This window comes from Kaistella sp. (genome assembly GCF_032060305.1).
Lineage (GTDB): Bacteria > Bacteroidota > Bacteroidia > Flavobacteriales > Weeksellaceae > Kaistella > Kaistella yananensis.
In genome coordinates this window covers 33,175-36,968 of record NZ_DAMBHK010000015.1, presented here as the reverse complement: position 1 = coordinate 36,968, position 3,794 = coordinate 33,175, and the positions used below count along the sequence as shown (strand labels likewise).

Annotated in this window: 4 protein-coding genes and 1 pseudogene; 3 read left to right on the top strand and 2 right to left on the bottom strand. The window is 40.6% G+C overall.

Annotated elements, in window-relative coordinates:
* From V5N63_RS03655 to V5N63_RS03645, 3 genes and pseudogenes are all read left to right on the top strand, one after another.
* Positions 1–321, top strand: a pseudogene (locus V5N63_RS03655) (NAD(+) synthase); the annotation flags it as partial.
* 83 nt (positions 322–404) lie between these two features.
* A complete protein-coding gene (locus V5N63_RS03650; protein ID WP_332032876.1) occupies positions 405–932 on the top strand; it encodes a ribonuclease domain-containing protein in 528 nt (175 codons plus the stop codon).
* Between the two features lie 71 nt (positions 933–1,003).
* Positions 1,004–1,303: a barstar family protein gene (locus V5N63_RS03645; protein ID WP_332020707.1), complete on the top strand. Its 300-nt coding sequence runs from the start codon at positions 1,004–1,006 to the stop codon at positions 1,301–1,303.
* An 80-nt stretch (positions 1,304–1,383) separates the two neighbouring features.
* On the opposite strand, the gene V5N63_RS03640 is transcribed toward V5N63_RS03645, so the two are convergent.
* Positions 1,384–2,604, bottom strand: coding sequence for a hypothetical protein (locus V5N63_RS03640; RefSeq protein ID WP_332032875.1), 1,221 nt, complete (start codon positions 2,602–2,604; stop codon positions 1,384–1,386).
* Positions 2,605–2,635: 31 nt separating this feature from the next.
* On the bottom strand, positions 2,636–3,794 hold a 1,159-nt coding region (locus tag V5N63_RS03635; protein WP_332032874.1), incomplete at its 5' end, for a TonB-dependent receptor domain-containing protein.

Below are 3,794 nucleotides of genomic sequence, written 5' to 3'. Positions count from 1 at the left end.
GGTGGAGTAGATGTTTCGCCGATTGCCGATCTTTATAAAACCGAGGTTTACGCACTGGCGAAATCGCTGAACCTGGTAGAATCCATTCAGAACGCAATTCCAACCGACGGACTTTGGGATGTGGAAAGAACTGATGAGCAGCAGATTGGTGCAACTTATCCTGAACTGGAAAAAATTCAGAAAGAATGGGGAACCAAAACCGAAGCAGATTACTCGGGAAGAGATTTGGAAGTGTATAAAATTTTCAGCAGAATGAATAAAGCTGCACAGCACAAAATGCAGCCAATCCCGGTATGCGATATTCCAGAAGAATGGAGATAAAAAAGCCAGGTAAAATTAAAAAAAGCCAAGATAAAACTATTCAAGTTTAAAGAAGAATATTGAACTTAATCTAAAATTAAAATATGAACAGACAGAACTTTAAGCTTGTCTTATTTTTTATCATCGGAATGCTGAGCGCGTTTTTGGTAATGTATCTTTTCGAGAATTATAAAATCGAAAAAAAACCACAGCCTGAAAACCATGAAAACGTTGTTGTGAAACAGCAAACCAGAAACGAAAGTTTTAATGATAATCAGGAAAGAAATTCTTCAGAAAGTTCTGGAAATATTGATGAACTCACCGAAGAGAAACTGGTTATTGATTATGTGAAAGCCAACCGAAAACTTCCGGATTATTATCTTACAAAAGGTGAAGCCCGAAGCCAGGGCTGGGTGGCATCAGAGGGAAATTTATGCGATGTTTTGCCTGGTCGTGCGATTGGTGGCGATAAATTCAGCAACCGTGAAAAGACTTTGCCCACAGCAGCGCAATATTTTGAGGCGGATGTAAATTACAACTGCGGACGCAGAAATGCCGACCGAATTGTCTTCACCAAAAACGGTGATGTCTGGTTGACGCACGATCATTACAAAAGTTTCCAAAAACAATAGTAGTGAAGAGCCAGGTAAAAAGTTTTGTATAAATCAATAACCAATAACTAACAACTGACAAACCAACAACTATGAACACAGTATTTATCGATTTTACAGACATCGGCGATTACGATGATTTTTATGCGCAACTGAAAGAAAAACTGACGCTTCCGGAGTTTTTCGGAGATAATTTAGACGCGCTTTACGATTCGCTGACTGGCTTTGTAGAGCTTCCGCTTCATATCGAATTTGTAAATATGAGTGTTGACCAGCTCGAAATTTTCGAAGATTTGCTTGTAACGCTGGAGGATGCCGACGACGAACTCGACGATTTTACATTTACCTATTATCTGGAACAGTACGAAGACGAAGAAGATGCTGAAGAGTAACTTCAAAGCAGCTAAAAAAATAAAACCACCGAAATTCGGTGGTTTTATAATTTGATATGAATTACTGACTGAAGAAATAATTATTTTAAAGCTGATAAAAGATCAACTCCATTGACTGTTGCCCAGGTTCCGGAAGTGAGATTAACTTTTTTCACCGTCGCATCGCTGGTGAAAGTTTTTGCTCCGTTTGGCGTGTAGGCATAACCCCAAATGTTCAGATTATCCGAACCGGTGTGATTAATTGGTGAAACACTTATTTTGTTTTTGTTAACCTGCTCAGTTTCTGTAGCGGCATCCTGAATCAGAACCGCATATGCTTTCTTACCGTCTGTATCTTTGTAGCCGTCGATAAATACATTGCTGAAGATTCCGTTGCCGTGTTTCTTGAACTGAATTGCCGACACTTCAATGGATCCTGCAGTTTCAGGTTTTGTTCCTGCAGCTCTAATTAACGTGAGTCCGTTTACTTTTGGCGCGGTATTGTCTGCGTTTCCAGACGCTTCAATTTCCATCCCGAAATTCCCGATGCTTGTCTGGTAAGCGAACCAGTTGCTGTTGTTCTGTCCGCTCCATGCATCCTGCCAGTCGAAAGAATCATCGTAATTGCCATACGCCACAAGATTTTTTCCGCTCACGGTTCCGCCGAAGAATTCGTAACCGTCATCGGTTCCCATGTAGGCAACCAGATTTTCAAGAACTGTTCCCGCTCCAACGGAATAGAAAGTCATGGAATTGGTTTCAGAAGTTCCGTCGCCGATTTTTTTGCCGCCGTATTCTACTCTCACATATTTTAAACTTCCGGAGTTATCGTTGGGATTGTCGCCACCATAATATACATTGTTTCCGTCCTCAGAAAGTGCTTTTGATGCGCCGTTAATAGCTTTGATCGGGGCATTTCCATAGATGGTTACGCCGCCCCAGTCGCCCGGTTTCTTGTTGTCGGATGTAAATACGATGGGTTCTGAAGCGGTTCCTTCAGCATAGATTTTGCCTCCCTGTAGAACAACAAGACTGCTTCCTACAGAAGTTTTTGCGGTAAAAGTTGCTCCTGGTTCAATGGTTAGGGAAACTCCTTCCGGAACTTTTACAATTCCTTCCAGCGTATAGGTTCCTTTTTTTACCACGGTATTCTGTTTCAGTGTTCCTGTTAAAGTTCCTGTTCCGCTGAGCACCGCTCCGGTAGTTGTTCCGGTTCCGGTTCCACCACCGCTAATGTCTGCATCCTCTCTGATTTCTACTGTACAAGATGTTACTGCAAATACGGCTGCAAGCGACAGTAGATTTAAAATGTTCTTTTTCATATTACTTTTAAGTTTTATATTAATGATTATTTTAGAAGGTATATCCTGCGGTGAAGTTGAAAGTTGTTCCGCGTTTAAAATCGGTATGAGTAACGGTTCTTACATCCAAAGGAATGTATCCGTCTTCTCCGAGTTCGAGTTTGTAGGTGCTGTTGAGTAAATTCAGTACTCCAAATTTCAGATTCCAGTTTTTGGTAATCTGGGTGTTGTACACAAAATCCAGTTGGTGAAATGGTCTTTCGTAAATGTGATCCAAGCCCGAAGTTCCTACTGTAAATATTTTTGACCCGGAGACATTGTAAACCAGCGACATTGTTTGTGGCAGGTTTTGCCCGTTTTTATATTCATATTTCAAATCCGCATTCACGGCCCAAGGTGCGGCACCCTGAAGTTTTCTATCCTTTAAAGATTCCGAAAAGTTGACGGGCTTTTCCTGCTCGAGCTGTTCTGCGCTTCGGTCAACTTTGGAGTACATGAAGGTGGCATTTGCGCCTAAACTCCATTTGTTCAGAGATTCTGAAATTCTGGACAGATTCATGATACCTTCCACTTCTGCGCCTGCTAAAACTGCGTTTTCAGCATTGAAAAATGTAATCGCCACACCGTTGGAATTTCCGGATGCGGTGTAACCTCGTTCGATGGCATTGTCGATTTTTTTAGCAAAAAGATTCACCGAAAAAAGTTCCTTATTGGTTGGGAAGATCTCATACTTCAAATCAAGATTATAGTTTTCGCTGTTTTTAAGATCTTTGTTACCAATGATGTTTTCGTTATCCGGATTAATGTAGGTAATCGGCATATACTCAATAAGAATTGGTCTTGTAATGGTTTTACTGGCTGCAAAACGAATGTTGGATTTACTATTGAGCGACTTTTTAACCGAGAACGACGGTAAAATAAAGTACTGGTTTCTGCTCAGATTATTAAATTCTGAATCTCCCTGTTCTTTATATCGGGTAATGTTGATGTTATTTTCAACACGCCCGCCGATCAAAACATCCCAGGTATCGTTTGGTTTATAATTTAGGTTCAGATACCCGGCGTTTACAAATTGATAAAGATTAGAGCGGTAATCATTTTCATTGGTTTCTTCCTTGAAATGGAACGCACCGTTCATGATATAATTATTGTAAGTCTGCTGTGGATTATCAATGTCAACTACTACAGTTCTTAGGTCTACATTATCGATA

Excerpts from the sequence above, each read along its gene's own strand:
- V5N63_RS03650 (WP_332032876.1), top strand. The coding sequence starts at position 405 with ATGAACAGACAGAACTTTAAGCTTGTCTTATTTTTTATCATCGGAATG.
- V5N63_RS03645 (WP_332020707.1), top strand. The coding sequence starts at position 1,004 with ATGAACACAGTATTTATCGATTTTACAGACATCGGCGATTACGATGAT.
- V5N63_RS03640 (WP_332032875.1), bottom strand. The coding sequence starts at position 2,604 with ATGAAAAAGAACATTTTAAATCTACTGTCGCTTGCAGCCGTATTTGCA.